General features: G+C 59.9%; 22 protein-coding genes. 3 read left to right on the top strand and 19 right to left on the bottom strand.

From position 1 onward, the window contains the following. Positions 1-4: 4 nt before the first annotated feature. The 3 genes from DSOUD_RS09160 to DSOUD_RS18450 form a co-directional block, all read right to left on the bottom strand. Positions 5-268: a hypothetical protein gene (locus DSOUD_RS09160; RefSeq protein ID WP_053550726.1), complete on the bottom strand. Its 264-nt coding sequence runs from the start codon at positions 266-268 to the stop codon at positions 5-7. A gap of 58 nt (positions 269-326) precedes the next feature. Continuing rightward, complete coding sequence (locus DSOUD_RS09155) at positions 327-821, bottom strand: hypothetical protein (RefSeq protein WP_053550725.1); 495 nt, start codon at positions 819-821, stop codon at positions 327-329. A gap of 130 nt (positions 822-951) precedes the next feature. Further along, positions 952-1,089, bottom strand: coding sequence for a hypothetical protein (locus tag DSOUD_RS18450; protein ID WP_157671822.1), 138 nt, complete (start codon positions 1,087-1,089; stop codon positions 952-954). A 484-nt stretch (positions 1,090-1,573) separates the two neighbouring features. On the opposite strand from DSOUD_RS18450, the gene DSOUD_RS09150 reads away from it, so the two are divergent. Further along, positions 1,574-2,704, top strand: a complete 1,131-nt coding sequence (locus tag DSOUD_RS09150) for an FAD-dependent oxidoreductase (protein WP_157671821.1) — start codon at positions 1,574-1,576, stop codon at positions 2,702-2,704. Positions 2,705-3,069: 365 nt separating this feature from the next. Here DSOUD_RS09150 and DSOUD_RS19160 read toward each other — a convergent pair whose 3' ends face one another. The 8 genes from DSOUD_RS19160 to DSOUD_RS09110 form a co-directional block, all read right to left on the bottom strand. Further along, positions 3,070-3,291 carry a YHS domain-containing protein gene (locus tag DSOUD_RS19160; protein WP_053550723.1) on the bottom strand — a complete coding sequence of 74 codons (222 nt, stop codon included), beginning with the start codon at positions 3,289-3,291 and terminating at the stop codon, positions 3,070-3,072. Between the two features lie 185 nt (positions 3,292-3,476). Continuing rightward, entirely contained in the window at positions 3,477-3,725 is a 249-nt protein-coding gene (locus DSOUD_RS09140; RefSeq protein ID WP_053550722.1) for a hypothetical protein, read from the bottom strand. A 64-nt stretch (positions 3,726-3,789) separates the two neighbouring features. Beyond that, entirely contained in the window at positions 3,790-5,709 is a 1,920-nt protein-coding gene (locus tag DSOUD_RS09135) for a SpoIIE family protein phosphatase (protein ID WP_053550721.1), read from the bottom strand. An 81-nt stretch (positions 5,710-5,790) separates the two neighbouring features. Further along, positions 5,791-6,096 carry a hypothetical protein gene (locus tag DSOUD_RS09130; RefSeq protein ID WP_053550720.1) on the bottom strand — a complete coding sequence of 102 codons (306 nt, stop codon included), beginning with the start codon at positions 6,094-6,096 and terminating at the stop codon, positions 5,791-5,793. Next, a complete protein-coding gene (locus tag DSOUD_RS09125) occupies positions 6,093-6,293 on the bottom strand; it encodes a hypothetical protein (RefSeq protein ID WP_053550719.1) in 201 nt (66 codons plus the stop codon). The genes DSOUD_RS09130 and DSOUD_RS09125 overlap by 4 nt, the downstream gene beginning before the upstream one ends. A 75-nt stretch (positions 6,294-6,368) precedes the next feature. Next, positions 6,369-7,079 (bottom strand): hypothetical protein, encoded by a 711-nt coding sequence (locus tag DSOUD_RS09120; protein WP_157671819.1) that lies wholly within the window; start codon positions 7,077-7,079, stop codon positions 6,369-6,371. Positions 7,080-7,500: 421 nt separating this feature from the next. Next, entirely contained in the window at positions 7,501-8,763 is a 1,263-nt protein-coding gene (locus DSOUD_RS09115; RefSeq protein WP_053552348.1) for a hypothetical protein, read from the bottom strand. 60 nt (positions 8,764-8,823) lie between these two features. Then, on the bottom strand, positions 8,824-9,384 hold the full coding sequence (locus tag DSOUD_RS09110) for an OsmC family protein (protein ID WP_053550717.1): 561 nt from the start codon (positions 9,382-9,384) through the stop codon (positions 8,824-8,826). Between the two features lie 286 nt (positions 9,385-9,670). Here DSOUD_RS09110 and DSOUD_RS09105 point away from each other — a divergent pair, with 286 nt between their 5' ends. Together DSOUD_RS09105 and DSOUD_RS09100 are read left to right on the top strand one after the other, a co-directional pair. Continuing rightward, a complete protein-coding gene (locus DSOUD_RS09105) occupies positions 9,671-11,503 on the top strand; it encodes a copper resistance system multicopper oxidase (RefSeq protein ID WP_053550716.1) in 1,833 nt (610 codons plus the stop codon). A 17-nt stretch (positions 11,504-11,520) separates the two neighbouring features. Then, positions 11,521-12,294 (top strand): copper resistance protein B, encoded by a 774-nt coding sequence (locus DSOUD_RS09100; protein ID WP_053550715.1) that lies wholly within the window; start codon positions 11,521-11,523, stop codon positions 12,292-12,294. Positions 12,295-12,362: 68 nt separating this feature from the next. Here the strand turns inward: DSOUD_RS09100 and DSOUD_RS18445 are convergent, their stop codons facing one another. The 8 genes from DSOUD_RS18445 to DSOUD_RS09060 form a co-directional block, all read right to left on the bottom strand. Then, a complete protein-coding gene (locus DSOUD_RS18445) occupies positions 12,363-12,506 on the bottom strand; it encodes a hypothetical protein (RefSeq protein ID WP_157671818.1) in 144 nt (47 codons plus the stop codon). Positions 12,507-13,027: 521 nt separating this feature from the next. Next, complete coding sequence (locus tag DSOUD_RS09090) at positions 13,028-13,882, bottom strand: HD domain-containing phosphohydrolase (protein WP_053550713.1); 855 nt, start codon at positions 13,880-13,882, stop codon at positions 13,028-13,030. A gap of 116 nt (positions 13,883-13,998) precedes the next feature. Then, positions 13,999-14,877 carry a GerMN domain-containing protein gene (locus tag DSOUD_RS09085; RefSeq protein ID WP_053550712.1) on the bottom strand — a complete coding sequence of 293 codons (879 nt, stop codon included), beginning with the start codon at positions 14,875-14,877 and terminating at the stop codon, positions 13,999-14,001. Between the two features lie 37 nt (positions 14,878-14,914). Further along, on the bottom strand, positions 14,915-15,715 hold the full coding sequence (locus DSOUD_RS09080) for a tetratricopeptide repeat protein (RefSeq protein ID WP_053550711.1): 801 nt from the start codon (positions 15,713-15,715) through the stop codon (positions 14,915-14,917). An 86-nt stretch (positions 15,716-15,801) separates the two neighbouring features. Next, on the bottom strand, positions 15,802-16,380 hold the full coding sequence (locus DSOUD_RS09075; RefSeq protein ID WP_053550710.1) for a class I SAM-dependent methyltransferase: 579 nt from the start codon (positions 16,378-16,380) through the stop codon (positions 15,802-15,804). A 439-nt stretch (positions 16,381-16,819) separates the two neighbouring features. After that, the gene (locus tag DSOUD_RS09070) at positions 16,820-17,461 is read right to left on the bottom strand and encodes a YHS domain-containing protein (protein WP_053550709.1); all 642 of its coding nucleotides are present in this window, start codon (positions 17,459-17,461) and stop codon (positions 16,820-16,822) included. Positions 17,462-17,612: 151 nt separating this feature from the next. After that, positions 17,613-18,104, bottom strand: a complete 492-nt coding sequence (locus DSOUD_RS09065) for a hypothetical protein (protein ID WP_053550708.1) — start codon at positions 18,102-18,104, stop codon at positions 17,613-17,615. Positions 18,105-18,183: 79 nt separating this feature from the next. Then, positions 18,184-21,411, bottom strand: coding sequence for an efflux RND transporter permease subunit (locus DSOUD_RS09060; protein ID WP_053550707.1), 3,228 nt, complete (start codon positions 21,409-21,411; stop codon positions 18,184-18,186). Positions 21,412-21,458: the final 47 nt, after the last annotated feature.

Here is a 21,458-nt window from a genome sequence, read left to right as displayed (position 1 = left end):
CGATTTAAGGGCGAGGCCCAGAGTCGATGCCATGAATTTCATGACCTCGATCTACGACCTTGCCGGTCATCGTGTCCAGAATGTAATAACCGCTGTGATGAACTCTTTCGCCGGAATAAGAGGCCCAAGAGGAGATCTGGTAACGGCCGATCTCTCCCTGGGGAGCTGCAAGAACCCTTGACGGCTGGAGGGAAAAGGCCGTCACCATTAGGGCCATCACAATAAAGAATCCGAGGATCAGTATCGGAACAGTTTTTGACCGAAACATGGTGAACTCCTTTCTGTTGGAGGGGGGCCACGAAAGTTCGTGGCCCCCCTCCTTCAAGTCACTTGAGGGTGAATTCGAACTCGAACTGCCGCTTCTTGCCGTCCGCCAGCTTGGTGCCGAGTTTGAACTTGTACTCACCCTTTTTCGCCAGGGCGATGTCGGCGCCGAAGTGCCCCTGCATCCCCATCAGCTTGACCGGTTCCCCTTCGCTCCCGGAGGGTCCTTTGATCTTCACCGCTACGGTCCCGGCTTCAATCGGCTTACCGCTTTCCGCGTCCATGAACATGACCATGAAATGGTGGGTCTGGGCCATCCCCATCTTGGCCATGGCCTCCTGGACGTCCTTGAGATGGGCCATGGCCTTGACCCCCTCTTCGCTGTCGTCGCCGAGCATGATCATGTCCCCCGTCATCGCCATGCCGCTGTGATTCATCCCTTCCATCTTCTCGTGATTCATGGATCCATGATCGTGCTCATGGGAGGCGGCGACGGCCGCGAAGGGGAGGCCGACAGTCAACAGAACGGTGAAAAATACTGTCCAACGTTTTTTCATTGTGTACCTCCGGGTGAATTGCCGGGGAAAAGCCCCAAGCTGTTGTGGAAATCTCCTGCCACGACAAGGCAATTGTACCATCTTGCGGGAAAGATACAGCTTTTACGATTCGCAACCATTTTCTGGGCACCTAGACCTCTTCGATTTCTCCATTGCTGGTCGGCAGCAGGGAACGGGCCAGCGCGATCACCCCGACCCAGACCACCACCGAGGTGTTGTAGCCGAGGAGATAGAGGAACCAGAAGGCCTCGACCAGGGAGAACGGCACGGCCAGGAAGACGATCGCCGTCTTTATCAGGCTTTTAGTGTTGAGTTGATCCGGTTTCGCCGGAAATTACTGCGAGTGTACGGACCCCAATGCCTCCCCGGCATTATTCACCCAATCAAGACGCATGGATGCTCTGCAGTTGAATATACAAATGGCCTCAACCCGTCGCAAAGATGTCAGAGGGACAGTCTCGCTTTTCAAGACTATTTTTCTGATTGATGATTATCAGTATGAGAATGACAGACGTATAATAGCAGCAGGGAGTTCCATCGCTGGCCTGTCAGGCAACGTGAGACGGGGCGGCAGTTTTCGGTTTTCGTCCTCGGCGGCAGCCTGAACCAATCCTGATCCCAGGGGCCTGTCGGACACTTCGAGTCGAACTGCTTGTTCCGGAAAAATCCGGTTTTAGTGTTGCAGGTCTTTGGCTTCTCTTGAAGGGACAGTCTTTTAAGGCGCGTCCACTGGATATGTAAGGCTTCAACCCTTGACGTCGATACCTGGCCGTGAGTCCGGGCAGGTATCGGCAATTGGAGAAAAAATGAGAAAAGACCCCGTATGCGGCATGCCCGTTGACCAGAAAACTCCTTTCACCGCCGAGTGCGAAGGCAAAATGTTTCGATTCTGCTCCGAAGGGTGTCGGGAAAAATTTCTCAGCGATATAATCTGCAAATCTACCCGGGATTCCTACGATCTCATTGTCATCGGCGGCGGCCCAGCCGGACTGACCGCTGCCGTCTATGCGGCAACGCTAAGGATAGATGCCCTGCTGATCAGCAGGGACCTGGGAGGTCAGGCCATCGACAGTACCAAGGTCGAAAACTATATGGGCTTCGACTTCATCACCGGACCGGAACTGGTCGACAAGTTCCGCCACCAGTTGATCCATTCCCATTACATCGATCATCTGATCGCTGAGGTGGAGGCGGTGGAAGCGGATGAGGAGGGATATCGCGTCAAGACACCTGCCGCCGCCTATCGCGCCCGAGCGTTGCTCGTCGCCACTGGGATGACGCGAAGAAAGCTCGGCATCCCGGGCGAAGAGGACTTCCAGCGGCGGGGCGTCTTCTATGGAAACATTCCCGACTTCTCCCAGGTTGAGGGATGGGATGTTGCCGTCATCGGCGGCGGCAACTCAGCCTTGCAGATCGTCGAAAACCTGCAGCCGGTGGCCGGCGCGATTCATCTGATCTCCAATTCCGAGCTCAAGGCGGATCAGGCCGTCATCGAGCGGGCCTGCCGCATTCCCAGTCTGATCCGGCATGAAGGATTTCAGGCCCAGGTTTTCAGCGGGGATAAACACCTGTCCGGCGTCGCCATCCGTAAACGCGGGGAAGAAAAGATGGTCGAAATCCTCGTTAGAGGAGTTTTTATCGCTGTTGGCCTGCAGCCCAACTCTGGACTTGCCGCCCCCTTGCTGGAGTTAAATGAACGCGGGGAGATTCCCATCGGCCCCGATTGCTCGACGTCGCGCCGGGGTCTTTTTGCCGCCGGCGACGTGACCGACGCCTTCGGTAAGAGAATCATCATCGCCGCCGGCGAAGGGGCGAAAGCCGCCATCGCTGCAAGGGAATATCTTCTGCACCTCAAAAAGAGGAAATGTGTAACCCAGTCGTGACCTGGCATACATATTCTCAGAAGCGAAAGCCATCAGCACTATTCATCCGGCTAGACTTCGTCAATGAGCATAGATGCCTTGATAAAATGCATGATCCTTGGCCGGGGTATGGTGACAGGAGAAGCACCGACGCTCTTCCCTGTCCCCCGGGGGTTTGCCGGAGGCGACGCCCCCTCCCCTGCCTGAATCAGTCTCATCATGGATCAATACCGGTTTGAACAGTACATGCCAGTTCGCCTCGATCGGCTCCTGGTGACACCGGTTGCATCCCGGGGGTGAAACGATTCGCCCATGCTGATGCAAGAGAGAGCAGCCGCCGGCCAATAGAAAAAAAAACGTCATCGCCGCACCCAGACTCAGGCGTATCATCTCGACACCCTTCCCTTCGGGGAAGGGTTGGGGATCTCTGAATCGGAGGAAGCCTTCTTCGTCCTCTCCCTGGACAGGCATGCCGCAGGATTTGCCATGAACTTGTTACGGCAGCGGAGGCAGCAGAAATAATAACGTTGTCCACCAAATCGGATGGTCGACTTGGCATCCTCCCAGTCGATCAACTCCCCGCATACCGGATCCTGAACGTAGAACATGGCGTTCTCCTTTTCATGGGTTGGAGTGTCATGCGCTACAAATGCAAGATCAGTTCCAGATTGATACTCTCCTGTAATTACTAAAAATTATTGAAGCGTCAATATATTCTTACAGGATTGTCGACAGCGAACTGAGGACTATTCAACATTTGCCGATTCGGCTTTTCCGGCGCAGACCTTGATGACTACGAGGATAATGTCATCTCCCTGGCGTCCGCCATTACGAAAAGTGGTGACGTTTCACAGAATTTCGGCGTATATCTCACCTGCGGGCCATTGCGGATGTCGGGGCCGAGATAAAACATTCCGATATCCCGGATCAGGATCGAAGTGCCCTTCATATCGGCGCCGACCGGAACATGCTCGATGTCCTCGACCTTCTCGATGTAGCCATTCCCCTCCACCATGTACTCGATTTCGGGGTACCCTACCACCCTTCCACCTCACTCTGCGTCTGTGCAATCTCGGCGGAGGTCAGCCGCCGTATTGGTGATGCCGCTAGACAACCTTCACCACCACCAGCGTCACATCATCCTCCTGCCGCCCCGCGCCGCGGAAGACCCGCACCGCTTCCATCGCTGCCGCGTAGATCTCCGCCGCCGCTTCTTGCCGACGAGAGAGGATTGTCGTGTGGAGCCGCTCCGTGCCAAAGGCAACCCCGGCAAGATCACGAGCTTCCCAGAGGCCGTCGGTTCCGACAAGCAGTATATCGCCGCTCTCCAGGACGATCGGCCCGGTCCCCTCCCAGCCCCCCGCAGGCATGATTCCCAGGGGTATTCCCGTCGTCTCCAATTCCTCCACTGCGCCACTTTGGCTCCGGAAGAGGAAGACAGGGCCGTGCCCAGCGGAACACCAACGCAAAGACCGGTCCCGGGCATCCAGAACTCCGTAAAAAAGGGTCATGAAACGCTCATCGCCGACATCCCTCGCCAGGTGGCGGTTCAGCGCCGAGAAGAGGACCGGCAGGTCGCTGCTGTCGCGTTCGGCGTGGGAGCGTAGTATCCCCCGGGCTGAGGCCATCAGTAGCGCCGCGCCGATTCCGTGCCCCGTCACGTCTCCCACCGCCAACCCCAGGCGGCCTTTCGGTAGATCGATAAAATCATAGTAATCACCGCCGGCTTCATCGCAATAGGCGACGCCTCCGAAGATGTCGAGGCCCGCCACCGGAGGAGGTCCCGTCGGCAGCAGGTGCCCCTGGATCTCGCCGGCCAGGGCCAGAGAGCCGGCCATGCGTTCGCGCTCCAGAAGCCTTGGGCCCAGGCCGTTGAAGATCCGGCCAAGTTCTTCCAGCTCATCGCCGGTGCGAATCTCGGCCCTGGCCTGAAAGTCGCCGCCGGTTAATCTCTGGGCGGCCGCGGCAAGCTGACTCAGGGGGCGGGTGACCCGGCGGGAACTGGCAAAGGCCAGGGCAACCACAATCAGGACCACGGCGGCCAGCAGCGCCCCGGAAATCATCAGGCCCTGGATCGTCTTGCTCTGGACATGCCGTTCGGCCGCCAGGGCCTCGTCGATGATCGCGTCATGGGACACGATGACGACCGGCAAGGGCTCCCCCTCTCGGCCTGCGCCGAAGACCCAGTGCGTCTCCTGCCCGCGAAAGACGATTCTTGCCGTTCCGGCTTGACCCGAGGTGATCTTCTTGAGCAGCGAACCGGCTTCAGCGGGTTCGTCCGGCTCCAGGTAGGCCCCCTCTCCCGTTTCCGGGCTCACTGTTCCTTCCGCCCCGGCCGCCACGATGCGCAGTCGATCCGGCGTCTCTCCCCCACCTTTCTCCAGCATGACCAGCATGGCTCGGGCCTTCCCGGTCCAGGCCTCCGGCAATGCCATGGTCCGGAGAACTTCGCTGAGCGGCCGGCTTATCGCCGTGACGCCGTTAAATCTGCCGTCAGGCGTCAACAGAGGGATGGCTGTGAAGAGAGCGGGGTGACCTGTGATGGGATCAATGGCGAGTGTGCGGGTCAAGACCATCTTGTCGTGGGCGGCCTCATACCAGGGAAGCTGCCGCGGGTCGGAGCTGCCAGGAAAATTTTCCTCGGAGGGATAGGTGAACCCCGTTCCAGAAGCGAGGAAGGTGTACTGCCTCGCGGTCAGGTCAGGGCGGAAGTCCTTCAGAAATTGAAAGACGATTGCGGGACTGTTCGGTTCGGGTTCGGCAGATTCGAGACGGTTTCGCCACTGTTGGGACTCCAGCTTCAGCGCCGCTTCCACGGTCTTGCTGTCGCGCTCCTGCAGGTGCTGGTAACTTTCCACCACCTGATGCAGGTAGGCGTGGGCGCTGTCGGTCAGAAGGGTTCGCGTTACAGCCGCGAGATGCCGGCCGAAGCGATGCAGGGAGAGATGGTTGATGGCCGCGTTGATTGTCAGCGGCACAACCGAAATAAGCAGAAGAAGAACAAGAAGCTTTCCTCGGATGCCCATGGTTGGCTTCCCTTCCTGAAGAGGGTTCCTCGGCCTCCGACTCGTTCTGTCATTGATTGCCGGAAACGGCAGAACATTGGCTTACAACGCCACCAGAACCATCATCACCACCATCACTCCGCCGACGAACCACCCCCACCGGCCGCTGCCGTGCATCATGGACATCCCATCGTGGCCGTGGTGGGTTTTGTCGGCAGTCTCAACCTCTGCGGTGGTTGGCTCAGTCGCTTCTTCTCCGTGTCCGACATGAGGCCCGGCAGTCTGTTCCGTTCGCGTGTCGTCGTCCTTGCCGTGATGTGGAATGAGCATACACCCCGGCAGGGCGGCCAGCGCAGCCAGCAGGGTCAGGGTCGCAATCAGGCTCCGGATACATAGAAAACCATTCATTTCTTCTTACCTCTCGACTTTTGCAGGTTAAGGATATGGTTGACCGGGTGCCAGCGGTCGAACGGTTCGATCTGGGCGGAAAACCCTGGGATTCCTGTCTCGGGTGAACTGTTACCAATGAGCCAGTATTTTTCACCCGGTCCATTGATGGCGCTGTGATCGAGATCGAGGAAATTGGCGCATTCCTTGAGGGGCATTGACTCTTTTCAGTCAAGGGATGGCGACGCAGCAGTGCCCAAGCGGTCATATCAATGGGAGGGGGTCAAATGCCTTCAATTTTTCCCCGGAGCGATGCTGAAACCCTCTAAAAACCGGCTCACCACCGCCAGGTCCTCCAGGCCGGGATGCGGGCCAGTATAGTAGAGGTAGATCCAGTGATCCCGGCCGAAGGTGATGACGCCGATGAATCGGGTCGCCTTGCCGTGCATGAGGAAATCAGCATCCACCCGGTAGGCTGCTTTGGTCCCCTTGATACGAATTTTCCCGATCTTGCTCTTTGCGCCCTCGATCCCTTCTTCTCCTTTGAGGTCTTCGGCGGCATAACTGGCTGAAGCCTTCAAAGTGCCTGTACTGGGGGGGGCCTCCCCTTCCCGGAGAGGGCTGAAGTCGATCATGAGGTGTGCGCCGCTTTCCGGGTTGAAGAGAAAGAGTTCCTCGGCCTTCAGCATCTGACGGGCGGCTTCTTCCGGGCTGTCGATCCCAGCCTTGCGAGCAGCTTCCAGTTGAGCGGCATGGAGGTGGGCAGCCCTCTCCTGAATGAGAAAGTCGGGCGGATCCTTGCTGACCTGCCAAGGCAGGGCAAGAGGCTCAAAACTGATTTCAATCCCGGGCCGCACCTCGTAACCGGCAGCCACCGCCATATTCGAAACGGCCAGCAACAAGGCGAGCAGCAAGCAGCAAAACCATCGATTCTTCATAAGGTCATCTTCTCCTGTCAGATTTTGTTGAAGGTAAAGGCGGAAAAAGACGAAGATTGCTGACAAATTTCAAAGAGAAGGGCTGCGGAGAAACTGCGGCACTTCTCTCTCAGACTGCCAGACATTTCTCCGGCTGCATCTCCTGAAGGATTACGCCTTCCCGCTCATAGAGCAAGTACACGACGGCAGGCTGTCATTAAGGTCTGTACGCCAAATATATCCCGGGTTTATATGCTGTCAAATTAGCCTTGAAGCGTTCGGCCCCTGCCGACAAAATCATCTGATGGCGAAGGCTTGGTTGAACCGGGCGCTGAAGTTCTCCAAAGCCACGGCGGCCGTGAAAAGGGAAGACCACCCGCACGAACCATCCGCCTTTGCCGGTGCGCACCTGTTCCTCCTCCTGTTTTTTCCGCTGGTTCTACCCTCTCTTCCACTGTGCCGTTAAATCCGATGACTACTTTGCGCATGCGAGCGAACTCGCCTGACCTCAGGCAATATGGGATCGGGCTACCTTCAGCAAAATCCGGAAATCCTCCCCGAACCGGCACATTGCTTCACAGTTGCAGGTAATGTCGGAGAACAGCAAGTACCGGAACGCCACCTCGTTGAGATTGCGAAAGGCCGGGCGCTGAAACTGGGCGACAATTTCCCTCTCCCTGCTATCCGGCGCGACGAGAAAAAAATCGTATTTCCGGTCGCCAAGGGATGATGCTAAATCAAGAAGCCGCAGCATTCCTGAATAAATGGAGGTGGTTTTTTCAATTTCGAAGGCACACTCGATCTTTGGGCTCTTCCGACTCACCCATATAACGTCGATGAGGGAAATCGTCCGCAGCACCTCCGGGGGCAGGTCGAGAGCGGGCAGCGCTGGAAGAGCGAGGGATTGGAGGCTTACACCTTTGAGGCTGCGCGTGCGATCGTTGGCGGCCACCCAGACGTCGTAGCCGAGGTCACGCCCCATCCGGGTCAGATGGAACTGCATTTCCAGGTGTGAATTTTCTTCCTCCATTTCCCGCCGTACGGCCTCATGACGAGCCTTGAGCATTTTCACCAGCTTCTTTTTATCCAGGTTAAGTGCCGTCTCGAAGTTTCCCGCAAGGGCGATCTTCCCCACCCCCACATCGAAGAGAAGCCCAGAGATCGCCCCCAGATCCTTGGAGAGAGCCGGGTGCAGTTCTTCATTGGCTTTGACGATTGTCTCCCGCATTTCCAGGTAGGCCGGCCAGGAGCCGAGCTTCTTGTTGTCGCCGAAGAGGGTGTTAAAACCTTTCACGATGGCGGTGTTGAACGGAGGCATCAAGGTGGGATGGAGAAAATAGAGAATATTGGCAACGGCCGGGCCGAGTCCTTTAATCTTGCGCGCGTCCAGGGCGAGGATTTCGCGGACCAGCTTTTCGGCGGAGGAGCAGGCGAGGCAGTTCTCCAGGAAACGTCCGAAGGCCCTCTGGTTCTCCTCGTTCTCGTAGATGTCGGGGATGCGCAGCTTCGGCTTCCAGTAGAATGGGTGCGCCGCCCCTTCGAAGACCTGCTTCTGCTCGGTGATGCAGGCGAGGACGAACTCCAGCGGCGAGCCTTTGAAGTCGTTGCCGAAGGCGCCGGCCTTGATCGCCTCGATGACCTCGATGACGCCGCGGCGGATGGAGCGGAATGCCTTCATCCGCGCCTTGCTTGCAATGAACCAGGTATTGTAGACCGATTCCGGGTCATTCTTGTAGGCGCCGATCAGGCGGGGAAGGTCGGCAGCGGACATGCTTTTTCCTCCATCAAAGGAACTTTTGCCGGTCATCGCGAATCCCTCCACTCCCAAGGGTTAATCTGCCGGAATTTCTGAAAGAACGACGTGGGGAGGCTCGGCCGGCACTTCGGGGCGCATCACCTCCACCTTGCCGCTGACCTCCACCGCCCGCATCAGGGTATCCATGACCGGGCAATGCTTTTCCACCATCTCTGCGAGTTGCCGGATCTTCTCCTCCGGCTCGCCTGAGACGATCCGCGTGGTGAAGGAGACCCGGGAAAAACCCGCAGGGACCTCGGCCAGATTCAGCAGGCCCCGAAGGTCCAGGTACCCCTTGGCGTGCACCTCAATGCGCTCGATCTCCAGCCCCATGACCGCCGCATAGGCCCGGTAGACGATCTCCTGGCAGCCGCCCAGGGCCGCCAGAAGCATCTCCACAGGGTTGGGCCCTGTGTCGGTGCCGCCGAGTTCCAGCGGCTCGTCCATCACGGCCGAGAAACCGCGGATTTGGGAGCGGACCGCAAAACTGCCCTGCTCCGAGTAGGAGGAGGCGCGAAAAACCGAAGTGGCGATTTGCGGGTTGTTGTTGATGATCCCGATCAGGTCTTGAATGGCTTTTTTGATCACTTCGCTCATGAATTCTCCACGCGGAAATGAAGGGGGATGATGGGAAATTTTCCGGCCCATTCCCTACATATTTTCTGGCAAGCCTGCAAAGTATCATGTTTGCTGCCCTTCTGTCGATGCCTTTTCCCCGACCAAGGCCGACCAGGAAGGCCGCGCAGAATTTGACAACTTCCTAAAACGGTTTATATTTTCCCGGCAGACAACCCCTCCGAAGCTGCTCAGCTGACCTGCCTTTTTCTGCGGGCCCGCAAGCAACCCGTGAGCGAACCATGAAAACTGTTTTTGGAGGCCAAGAATGAACTCTTTCCCGACGCCACTGGATTCGTTGGCGAACCGGCGGCAATTTCTCCGCTATATCTCTGCCACCGGCCTGCTGGCGACCCTGGACGGCCTGCTGCCCGCCTGGGCACGGGAGCCCGCCGGTCTTGCAACCGGGCCTGCTGCACGCGCCCCAGGCGAGCCCATTGATCTTTTCCTGCGTTGGCAGGATCTGGCGTTCGGCGGCCGCCGCGGCCGCGCCATCACCCTCAACGGCACCGTTCCCGGACCTCTGCTGCGTCTCAGAGAGGGCGAAGACGCCACGATCCGCGTCCACAACGAACTGGGCGAGGACAGCTCGGTCCACTGGCACGGCATCCTCGTCCCCTTCGAGATGGACGGCGTGCCGGGGGTGAGCTTCCCGGGCATACGGGCCGGAGAGACCTTCACCTACCGCTTCCCGGTGCGGCAGAGCGGCACCTACTGGTATCACAGCCATTCCGGGCTGCAGGAGCAGCTCGGCCACTACGGCCCGCTGATCATCGACCCCGCCGAGCCCGAGCCCTATCGCTACGACCGCGAATACGTGGTGATGCTCTCCGACTGGACCTTCGAAAACCCTTACAAGGTTCTCGCCAAACTCAAAAAGCTGAGCGCCTACTACAACTTTCAACAGCGAACCGTAGGGGACTTTTTCCGCGACATGTCCGAAGACGGCCTGGCACTCACGGTGAAGGAGCGGCTGGCCTGGGGGAACATGCGGATGAGCCCCACCGACATCGCCGACATCACCGGCTACACCTACACCTATCTGGTCAACGGCCTGGCCCCCGGCGACAACTGGACCGGCCTGTTCGCCCCCGGCGAACGGGTGCGGCTGCGGCTGATCAACGCCGCGACCATGAGCTATTTCAACGTGCGGATACCGGGGCTGCCGATGACAGTGGTACAGGCGGACGGGCAGGACGTGCAACCGGTGGAGACGGACGAACTGCAGATCGCCGTCGCCGAAACCTTCGACGTAATCGTCCATCCCCGGGAAGACCGCGCCTATACCCTCTTCGCCGAGGCAATGGACCGCAGCGGCTTCGGTCGCGGCACCCTGGCCCCGCGCCCAGGCATGACGGCCCCCGTCCCGGGGCTGCGCGAGCGGCCGCTGCGCACCATGGTCGACATGGGCATGGACATGAGCGCGATGGGGAGCATGCGGGGCATGGAGATGGGCGGCGGAAAGATGCCCTCCGGCGCTGCAGATCATGGGGATCATCCGGGGCAGATGACCGGCATGGCGATGGGTGAAGGTGAACAGGCGTGCGTGCCCGGGATGACGCCGTGCACCGGACCCGAGGTCGGCCGGCACGGCCCCGATACCCATGGACCCGGCAACACCTCGGTGGCCCGGGTGCAGCGCGACCGCCTCGGCGAACCCGGAACCGGCCTGGAGCAGGTCGGCCACCGGGTGCTGGTCTACACCGACCTGCGCCGCCTGGCCGACGACTTCGACGAGCGGCCGGCCGACCGCGAAATGGAGCTGCACCTTACCGGCAACATGGAACGCTACATGTGGAGCTTCGACGGCAAGAAATTCTCAGAAGTTCAGGGACCGATCAAGTTCAACTATGGCGAGCGGCTGCGACTCACCATGGTCAACGACACCATGATGGAGCACCCGATCCACCTGCACGGCATGTGGATGGAGCTGGAGAACGGCCACGGCCGGCGCATTCCGCGCAAGCACACCATCAGCGTCAAACCCGCCGAGCGCCTCTCGGTGCTGATTGCGGTGGATGCGCCGGGGCGCTGGGCCTTCCACTGCCATCTTCTCTATCACATGGACATGGGCATGTTCCGCGTCGTGCGGGTCTCCTGATGGAAGGGGGAATCCTTATGAAAATCACGGCCCGAGCCGTTCTGATCGCCGTCTCTCTGCTCGCTTTCGAGCTTCCCGTTCTCGGGGAAGAAACCTCCACGCCGAGCGGCGCTCCGCCGGGGTGGCCCGATCCCATTGAAGACTCCGGGATTCACAGCCTGGTGCTGGTGGACCAGCTCGAATACTGGGGCAGCGATGAGCAGGATGCCCTGCGGTGGGATCTGATTTCCTGGGTCGGCGGTGATTACCACCGACTGTGGATCAAGACCGAAGGCGAGGTCCTGACCGCCGGCGCCGGCGGCGAACTCGAGCTGTTCGACCTGCAGTACGGCCGACTCATCGCGCCGTTCTGGGATCTTCTGGTCGGCGCCGGTTACCAGCGGGTCTGGGGCCCAGGATCGGACCCCGATCACTTATATGCGGTGGTCGGGGTCCAGGGTCTGGCGCCGCAGTGGTTCGAGGTGGACGCCAACCTGCGTCTCAGCGAAAAAGGGGACCTTTCGGCCGATCTGGAGGCGGAATACGACTTGCTGCTGACCCAGCGGCTGGTCCTTCAGCCCCGCTTCGAAACCTCACTCGCCCTGCAGGAGGTCGAGGAATTCGGGGTGGGCGAGGGGTTCAACGCCGTTCGTCTCGGCGCCCGCCTGCGCTACGAAATCCGCCGTGAGTTTGCCCCTTACATCGGCGTCACGTGGAACCGCAAGCTCGGCGACACGGCCGATCTCGCCCGCGAAGAGGGAGAAGACGTCGAAGATTTTTCCTTGATAGCCGGGGTGCGGCTGTGGTTCTGAGGCCGAAGAAAAGGCGCCTTCCTCAATGACTAGAAGACGCCTCTTCGGTGACGATGGCTGGTGGGGGGTTAGTGGTGGGAGGAGTGCTGGCCTGCGGCGCCGCTGTGCCCTCCGGTTTCTTGCAGGGGAACACAGCCGCTGATGGCCGCCCCGAGAAGACCTGCAAGGAGAACAAGGGTTGCCCATCTGCGAATGCGTTTTCGTCCGATCATGAGGTTCTTTTCCTTTCGAGTTAAACGTGGTTGAAAATGGCCCGGATGAGTGTGGGCTGTTAGTAGACCGACAACCGGCCTCGACCATGGAAACATCATGTGTGCCAGCAAGGTTCATCCTGCGGGTGGGCCGCCTGGCAGATTTTGTGCGCCACGTCCTGAGCAAAATGCGTCGCCGGATTCAGTGCGACTATTCCGAAAAGCAGCAGGGCTAAGAGGGAGGACTTGACAAAGAGTCCCCTCTTAATCCAGGTAACCATAGTTAAATCTTTCATTGCAGAATCTCCTTTCTTGATTGGGGTTCCTTTTTACAGAGCACGGATGATGCCAACAGCTAAGAAGCGTGTAATCGAGCCCTTTGAACTGAGTTCCTGGCCACTGCGGGGCCTCTTTTGTCGACTTTTCCACACGGACTGCAGACTATCCTGCAGATTATCTTGCAGCCGATGCTCGACGGCTTTCGTTGGGCGAGAGCAGCGGCAATCCCGGATTTCCCAGGCGCCTCTGCGGGCGCAGGCAAATCAGCTTTTCTCCAAAGGGTATGTCCTGTCCATAAATTCCCAGAACCGTTTCAGCACCTCTCCATCCAGCTTGATCCCGGCCATTCCCCACATGATTTCCATGATACGCCCGTTCTGCGCGAGTCCCTGGTGATAGGGACGATTGTAGCGCAGGGTATCATAGGTGTCGGCGATCGCCAGAATACGTCCGGGCAGCGGGATGGCTTCCCCGTATAGTCCCTCGGGATACCCTGAGCCGTCCCAATTTTCATGGTGGACCCCGACATAGCTGATCACCGTCGAGAAGCCGACGGGAGCCAGAATTTTTTCGGCGATCCGGGGATGTTCCATAACTTTTTTCAGTTCCTCGGGGTTGAGGGCCGATGGTTTGAGCAGCACATCATCACGGATGCCGATTTTGCAGATATCGTGGAGGATCCCCGCCAGGTAGAGGTCCCGGATCTCCTCCTGAGAGAGGTCCAGAAAACGGGCAAAGCCGCTGGCCAATTCCGCAACGCGCCGAGAATGATCCCGTGTAGCGGGATCTCGCGCCCCCAGGGTCTCGCTGAGTGAAGCCACCGTTGTGGCGATTCTGTCCCGTTCGGCGTTCCGCCGCATGGCCTCTCCCCTGGCCTTGGTCCGGCGTTCCAGTTCCACCAGGGCGCCGCCCACCCCGGCGATCACCAGGAAACTCGCCATCTCCCCGATCTGGTTCATCCGCTCTACGTGAAATCGGGGCCAGTCGAACAGCAGGTACAGGGCATAAAAGCCGATGGCGAAGACTGCCGAGGTCAAGGCCCCCCGAAACCCGAACCATACGGCTCCGGCAACGATGGGGAGGAAGTAGAGCTTGCGGAAAAAAAATGTGCTAGACATGCAGAGCCGGGTCGCCGGTGCGGGTCAGGAAATGCAGGACGCTCACCAGGATAAGACCCAGCAGAACTATCAGGCATTTTTGCCATCCGGTCCCTGCGGGCTTCGGCAGAGGCATTTCAGAATCCTTCGGCATGGTCGTGCCGTTCCAGGGTAAAATTCCCTGCCCCCTCTCCCTTGCGCCCCAGGCGATCCACCACCCGCCATTCGGCGCGCAGCGTCATCCCTTTCCGGATGGCAGAGGGATTTTCGGGATGGATGATCACGGCCATGTCGAAGGCGGAGGTGAAGTAGTCACCCCGTATCTTCTGCCCGGAGGCGTCCATCAGACTGAAGCTTTCGATTTTCACCGGCCGGTCGAAATCGGCCAGGATCTCCTCCGGATCCTGCGCGCCTTTTTCCCAGGCGCCGACCACCAGAAGCAGCGTCGGGAGACCCGGCGATTCGACCCGCCCGGCGTCATGAGCGAATCCACCTTCGGGCATCCCCGGGAGCGAAGCGCCGTTGACGGCAATCCGCACCCTCTCGATCCCTTCAAACTGAGTGGCCGTTTCGGTCAGGGACGCCGCCATGGCGGCAACGCTCTCCGCCGATGGAGATTCCTTTAGAGAAATATCCAGATCCACCGTCCCGCCGGTCTGGGATACCAGGCGGACCGAACTCCCAGGGGGGAAGGGGTTGAACAGCTGGTTTCGGGAAAGGTAACCGGCCTCGTTTCCCGCCAGTCGTTCCAGCAGCAGCGGGAGCTGGTCCTCCTGCCTGAACAGGAAGAAGGGCATGGCCGCCACCTTCCCGGTGGAACCTTTAAGGGGGTAGAAGCCGACACGGGCGAAACATTCCCCCTTCTCGGGGACCGGCGGCTCTCCGAAGTGGTTGAGATACGCCTGATTGGCCTTGATCGTGCCTTGTGTGGCGACAGAAGATTCTTTCTGGCAGGCGGTTGCGCCGAAAAAGGCAACGGCCAGAAGGAGCAGGAGGATCCGGATTTTTGTGGTCATGGCGAAATTTCCTTTTGCGGACGCTCTGCGGGCGCTCTCATCGGGCGCCCCATTCTATGCTGCAGACGGCGGACGACTCCTGGCGGCACGCCCGCCAATTCTCCACCTCTGCTCTTGCTTCCTCCTTCTGGCTCTTCGTCATCGTCGCGCTCAACTCCTGAAGCCGGCTTTTCGCATGCGTCCGGTCTTGATCCGCTGCCAACCGGGTCCAGAAGTACGCCTTCACCGGATCACGCGGCACCCCTTTTCCCCGGGCGTACATAGCGCCCAGGCTTTCCTGGGCTATCGCCAGCCCTGCCCGAGCAGCCTCTTCATACCAGCGGACCGCTTCCGGCAGATCGGCTTCGATGCCGGTCCCGAATTCGAACATGACGCCCAGTACATACTGGGCGGCGGGCGCGCCATGCTCGGCGGCTTTCTCCAGCCACTGCCGAGCCTTTCGGGGATCCGCCTCCACTCCTTCGCCCCTGGCATACCGAAGGCCGAGATGGTATTGGGACTCGACATGTCCCTGCTCTGCAGCCAGAGTCCACCAGCGCGCCGCCTCGGTCAGGTCGGCGCGTCCGCCTTCTCCGGCGGCATAAAGTTTTGCCAGGATGTTCTGAGACCTCGGCCGTCCCTGCGCCGCAGCCATTTCGGCCCAGGAGCGGGCCTCACGGGCATCCTGGGGGACGCCATCGCCTTCCAGGTACATTTCCGCCAGAACTTCCTCGGCCCGGCCATCCCCCTTCAGCGCATTTTCCTTCAGGCCCTTCAGGGCATCCTCCCATGCTCCGGAGACGGGAGGGACGAAAACCAATGCCAGAAGAAGCGCTGTTGAAACTGAGCGAATTTTCATGTTTGGACCCCCTTTCTGAATATCCCATGCGGGTTCAGAGATCAGGAACCCTGCCAGGGAAGAGTGAGACGGTCATGCCCGTAGCCTCAGGGAAGCGGGTTGCGGAAGAGCAGCCCGAAGTGGTACGGCTTCAGGTCGAACCGTTCGGGAGGCAGGAATAGGAATCCTGCTTCCTTTCCCCAAGCGATGCACTGCTCGGGTCTGGGCCGAATGTTCAGGTCGGGTCCACGCGGGGTGGCAGGATCGTGGATCCAGTGGATGACGGCCAGGCGTCCACTCGGTTTGAGCACCCTGAACGCCTCCCGAAGCAGGACCAACGGCTGGTCATGGTGCAGGATGTTGAAGAGCAGAGCCAGGTCCATCGAGCCGTCCCGCAGGCCCGTCCCCTGTTCGATCACGTCGCGCACCTCGGCCCGGACATTGGAGAGTCCTTCGTGGCGGCACCTTTCGGCCACCTTTTGGACCATGGCCGGTTCGATGTCAAGGGCGTGGAGGAGGCCGCTGATCCTGCGCGCCACGGGAACGGTAAAGGTACCATAGCCGCAGCCGAACTCGACCACGTCGCCGGTGTCGGTCCCGATGGCGAAGCTGTTCAGGATGAGAGGGATATCAAAGAGGCTCTCCCAGTAGTCCTCTTCCGGCATGCCGCTGTCACGCACCTTCATTGAGATTTCCTCTTTCCATTACCTATCCGAATCAGGCCCTGCTTGCCGTCCCTCACCAGTCCTTCGGCCAAAGGCACGACCTTCTTCCGCTGCCTCGTTATCGGCTTAAGACTGCAGAGACAGTTGATTAAATGGAGCAGGCAGTATTTAGTTGCCCAAGGAGCAGCGCGACCGGCGAGGATCAATGGGCGTGGTGGCCTGCGGCGCCGCCGTACCCACCGGTTTCCTGCAAGGAGACACAGCCGCTGACGGCCCTCCCGAGAAGGCCTGCAAGGAGAACAAGGGTTGCCCACCTGCGAAAACAATGAAGTCCGTTCAGAGGTTCTTTTCTTTTCGAGTCGAATTGCAATGACATGGTTGAACATGGCCATTCCTTCCCGGATGAAAGAGGTATTTTTCGGGATAAATGACCACGGCCATGTTCATCGAGGAACCGTAACTAGCCTTCCTTCAGATAGGTGTCCCGGCAGGCCTGGGAGCAGAAAAAGATTTCACGCCCCTCGCGCTGGATGCTGCCGGCTGCTTCGGCCAGCGGCAGGCGCATGCCGCACACCGGGTCGGTTACCAGGTTTTCCTTCTGGTAGATGGGGTGGGTCTCCAGTTGGAGGTACGTGTCAAGGAACCGGAGCATCTTCTCTTCGACCCACCGCCCGGCCGTATCGTCCGACCGGGAGCCCGGCGAAATCCGGTGGTCACAGTGCCGCTCGTAATCGATGAACTCGGGAAGGATTTCGAGGGTATGATGAAGCACCAGGTTCTCATAACGATCTCCGGGCATGATGGATACGGTAAGAGTCACCGTGGCCGGGAACCGCGCCGTGTGGCCGAAGTGGCAGGCGCACCTGAAATCCTCGCCCAAAGACTCCTCGACGACGGCATTGTTGAAATGGTGAGCCACCGCCCTGATCCGGGGAAGGACGACCGATGTCAGCACCCGGCGGGCCTCTACCCGGAAAGCCTCCCGCTGTTTGATCAGTTCCTGCATTTCCTCGTTTAGACTGCCCTTCTTCTGGATGTTCTCCACCCGTTGCCTGGTCAGCCGTCCTGCGATTTTTTCAGAAAAATCCCCGATCTCCGTCATGGTTTTTACCTCCGGCAGGTTTCGAGCTTCAAAGATCTTTCGTTATGCCTCAACGTCCGCAAGGCTTCGGTCTCCTTATCGGGTCGTCGCTATCTTCCCGTGATCCGGGAGTGCCAAGGGCCGCGGTCACCCGCGGCCCTCATGCCTCGCCTTATTCCACCGTGTGGTGGAAATGATATTCGCGTTTTTGACCATCGGCGAGTTTGGTCCCCACCTTGAAGTGGTATTCGCCCTTCTCCGGCAGCACGATGTCGGCGCCAAAGTGCCCCTCCATCCCCATCAGCTTGATGGCCTTACCTTCCTTGCCGGCGGGGTTCTTGATCTTGACCGCAACGGTCCCCTCGGTGACCGGTTTTCCGGCGGCATCGACGAAGGCGACCATGAAGTGGTGGGTCTCCTTCATTCCCATCTTGGCCATGGCTTCCTTGACGTCGTTGAGGTGGGCCATCGCCTTGACCCCTTCCTCGGTCCCTTCGCCGAGCATGATCATGCCTTCCATCTTCATGCCTTCGTGCTTCATCCCCTCCATGGAGCCGTGCTCCATCTTCTCCATCTTGTCGTGTTTCATTCCCTCCATGGCGCCGGCGGCCAGTGGAAGGCTCAGCAGAAAGAGTGCGGCCAGAAGTGCATTCACCTTTTTCATCTTTTATCTCCTTGACTTGTGTTGGGGCGGCATTGCCGCCGAGTTAATTTTATGACGCCTGGTGGCCCGCCTCATGGACCTACCCTTCCTCGATCTCCTCCTCGGAAGTGGGCGCCAGGGCCTTATCCAGTTTCCGGCCCCGCCAGAGGTAGAAGATGACGGGGTAGACCATCAGCTCCATGACCCCGGAGGTGACAACCCCGCCGACCATCGGCGCGGCGATCCTTTTCATCACGTCCGCCCCGGCGCCATGGCTCCACATGATCGGCAGCAGGCCGGCGATAATGACGCCGATGGTCATGACCTTGGGCCGGATACGTTTGACGGCGCCGTGGTGGATCGCCTGCCTGAGGTCGCCGCGGTTCAGCATACGGCCGTTATCCCCCCAGAGCTTGTGCGCCAGGTCGAGGTAGAGGAGCATGACCACCCCTGTCTCGGCGTCGAGGCCGGCCAGCGCGATCACCCCGACCCAGACGGCCACCGAGGTATTGTAGTCGAGGGCGTACATGAACCAGAAGGCCCCGACCAGGGAGAACGGCACGGCCAGGAAGACGATCCCCGTCTTTACCAGGCTTTTGGTGCTGATGTAGATGATGACGAAGATGATCAGGACGGTCAGCGGGATGACGAGCATGAACCGCTCCCTGGCCTTCTCCATGTACTCGAACTGACCGCTCCAGACGATGCTGTAACCGGCCGGGAGTTTGATCTTCTCGGCCACCGCCCGCTGGGCGTTCTTCACGTAGGTGCCGACGTCGATCCCCCGCAGGTCGACGTAGATCCAGGCGGTGCGCCGGGCGTTCTCGCTCTTGATCGACGGCGGCCCCTTCTTGATTTCGATGTCGGCGACCTGGGAGATCGGGATGTGACTGCCGTCCTTGAGGGGAATCAGGACCCGCTTGAGGGCCGGCAGGTCATTGCGATAGTCGCGCTGGTAGCGGACGTTGACCGGATAGCGCTCCAGCCCCTCGACGGTCTGGGTGACGTTCATGCCGCCGATGGCGCTCTGGATGATGTCCTGCACATCGCCGACGGTCAGGCCGTAGCGGGCCGCCTCGGCGCGGTCGATGACGAAATCGAGGTAGTTGCCGCCGACCACGCGTTCCGAATAGGCGGAGAGCGTGCCGGGGATCGTGCGCACCAGGGCTTCGATCTCCTCGCCGAGATCGGAGAGGGTCTGCAGGTCCGGACCCATGACCTTGATACCAACCGGCGTCTTGATGCCGGTGGAGAGCATGTCGATGCGGGTCTTGATCGGCATGGTCCAGGCGTTGGTGAGTCCGGGAAACTGGATGGCGTTGTTCATCTCCTCGGTGAGCTGATCCACCGTGATCGTCTTCTCCTCCGACCAGACCCAGCGCAGCGGCTTTTTCACCCATTCGGTCCAGTCCGGCCAGCCGGAGTAGAAGCGGGATGCGGGGACCTTGCGCCACTCTTCTTCCGGTTTGAGCATGATCGTCGTCTCGATCATCGAGAGCGGCGCAGGGTCGGTGGCCGTCTCGGCCCGTCCGATCTTGCCGAACACGTGGTGCACCTCCGGGAACTGGCGGATGATCCGGTCGGTCTGCTGCAGCACCTCCTTCGCCTTGGTGATGGAGATCCCGGGGAGGGTGGTCGGCATATAGAGGAGGTCCCCTTCGTAGAGGGGCGGCATGAACTCGCTTCCCATCTTCGACAGCGGCCAGGCGATGGAGAGCATCAGCACCAGAGCCACCAACAGGACGCTTTTGCGCCACTTCAGGACGAAATCGACCACCGGGTGGTAGACGCGGATCAGGAACCGGTTGACCGGGTTGGCGTCTTCCCTGGGGATCTTGCCGCGGATGAACCAACCCATCAGAATCGGCACGAGGGTGACCGACAACAGCGCCGCCGCCCCCATGGCGTAGGTCTTGGTGAAGGCGAGGGGCTTGAACATGCGCCCGGATTGTTCCTGCAGAGTGAAGACCGGAACGAAGGAGACGGTGATCACCAGCAGCGAAAAGAAGAGGGTCGGACCGACCTCCTTGGCCGAGGCGAGGATGATCTCCCAGTGCGGTTTTTTCCCCTGGTCGCGCTCCAGGTGCTTGTGGGCGTTCTCGATCATGATGATCGCCGCATCGATCATCGCCCCGATGGCGATTGCGATCCCGCCGAGGCTCATGATGTTGGCGTTGATCCCCTGGGCGTACATGATGCCGAAGGCCATCAGGATCGCCACCGGCAGGGTGAATATGGCGACGAAGGCGCTCGGCAGGTGGAAGAGGAAGAGGGCGGTGACCACCGCCACGACGATGCTCTCCTCGAGGAGCTTCTCCTTCAGGGTGTCGACGGCCCGCTCGATCAACCCCGAACGGTCGTAAACGGCCTTGATCGTCACCCCTTCGGGGAGGCCGGCTTGCAGCTCCTCCAGTTTTTTCTTGACGTTCTCGATCGTCTTCAGGGCGTTCTCGCCGAAGCGCATGATGACGACGCCGCCGACCGCCTCCCCTTCCCCGTCGAGCTCGGCCAGGCCGCGGCGCAGTTCGGGTCCGAGCCGGATCTCGGCCAGATCCCGCAGCAGGACCGGCGTGCCGCGCATGTCTGTGCCGACCACCACCTGCTCCAGGTCCTTAAGGGATTTGATGTAACCGAGGCCGCGGACCATGAACTCGGTCTCGGCCATCTCGACGAGCCGGCCGCCGACGTCGTTGTTGCTGCGCTGGATGGCCTGGCGGATCTGGGGGATGGTGATGTGGTAGGCAAGCAACCGGTCCGGGTCGACGGCCACCTGGTACTGCTTGACGTAGCCGCCGATGGAGGCGACCTCGGAGACGCCGTCGACCGCCGTCAGCTCGTAGCGCAGGAACCAGTCTTGAAGGGAACGCAGCTGTTGCAGATCGTGCTTGTCGCTTTCGAGCACGTACTCGTAGACCCAGCCCACCCCCGTGGCGTCCGGGCCCAGGGCCGGTGTCACCCCCTTGGGGAGCTTGCCGGCCGCATAGTTGAGGTATTCGAGGACACGGGAGCGGGCCCAGTAGAGATCGGTGCCGTCCTCGAAGATGATGTAGACGAAGGAGAAACCGAAGAAGGAGTAGCCGCGCACCACCTTGGCGTAGGGGACAGCCAGCATCTGCGTGGTCAGCGGATAGGTGACCTGGTCCTCCACCACCTGCGGCGCCTGGCCGGGATACTCGGTGAAGACGATGACCTGCACGTCCGAGAGGTCGGGGATGGCGTCCAGAGGGGTGTTGCGCAGGGCGTAGACCCCCGCCACGATCATGAAGACCGTGATGAGGACCACCATGAATTTGTTGCGAATCGACCATTCTATTATTTTTTCAAGCATTGGAAATCCCGGTCGCTAGTGTTGATTGTTGAGCAAGCCGATGGCGG

This window comes from Desulfuromonas soudanensis, assembly GCF_001278055.1.
Lineage (GTDB): Bacteria > Desulfobacterota > Desulfuromonadia > Desulfuromonadales > WTL > Deferrimonas > Deferrimonas soudanensis.
Note: the sequence above shows the minus strand (reverse complement) of the source record. Positions and strands in the feature narration are given on the sequence as shown.